Annotated in this window: 1 pseudogene; it reads right to left on the reverse strand. The window is 49.9% G+C overall.

Features of this window, described 5'->3' with window-relative positions:
* Positions 1–839: pseudogene (locus HMPREF9441_RS03360) on the reverse strand (hypothetical protein); the annotation flags it as partial.

Here is an 839-nt window from a genome sequence, read left to right on the forward strand (position 1 = left end):
AAAGGCTTCAATTCCCGCCATCTCTTTCCATTCGTATCTTCTCCATCCCTGCACCATCAACAACAGGTCCAAGTCCCTGCGGTGCATGCTGTCGTCAGCTTCGAAATAATATCCGGGATTTTCGACGAACCCTTTGATTTCGCTGGCGAGCATCATTTCCGTGAGCATGGTTCCGTTGTCATAGGTTTGTTCTTCCATGGCCCTGTCCCTGACTGCAAGGGATACGGATGTGGCCGTGTCTTGTATGTCTTGTAGTTTCAGGTTTAGTGTGACGGGTGCGAACGGCTCGTATTGTGGTTCTATTCCATGGATGTCGATCTTTGCAGAATCGTAGTCGTGGCGGTTGACGAAACACAGCCTGTCGGCATAGATTTGCCCTTTCCCGTCGAATACTGTGATTTGGTTCACCCCCGTGCGCAGTTCGTTCAACGGGATGGTTACGTTTGTCTTTCGTTTGTCTCCGAAGTCGATGTGCTGTAAGGTTTGGGGTACTCCTTGTGCCATAACCTGCAGGGCCAGTCCTTCCGGGAAGTCCGTCAATCCTTCGCTTCTTTGCAGTTCTATTCTTAGCAGGGTGTCCTGTCTAACCTGCAAGGCGATGCCTTCTTCCTCCACTTCAGGGAGTTTCACTTCATAGTCGTATCCTTTGTATTGGAAAACGGCCTTGTACTCTTCTTGGGTCCCAACGTTGTTCAGTAGGAATGTGCATCTTCCCCTGTTTCCGGTTCGGGTTTTGGTTATCTTCCTTCCTTGTGGGTCGAGTATGTCAATTTCCACGTTTTCCAGATGTTCTCCCTCTTCCGTATTGAGTTCCAGGGCAACGTTGCAGTCCGTTCCTG

It is taken from the genome of Paraprevotella clara YIT 11840 (assembly GCF_000233955.1).
In the GTDB taxonomy this organism is placed as follows: Bacteria; Bacteroidota; Bacteroidia; order Bacteroidales; family Bacteroidaceae; genus Paraprevotella; species Paraprevotella clara.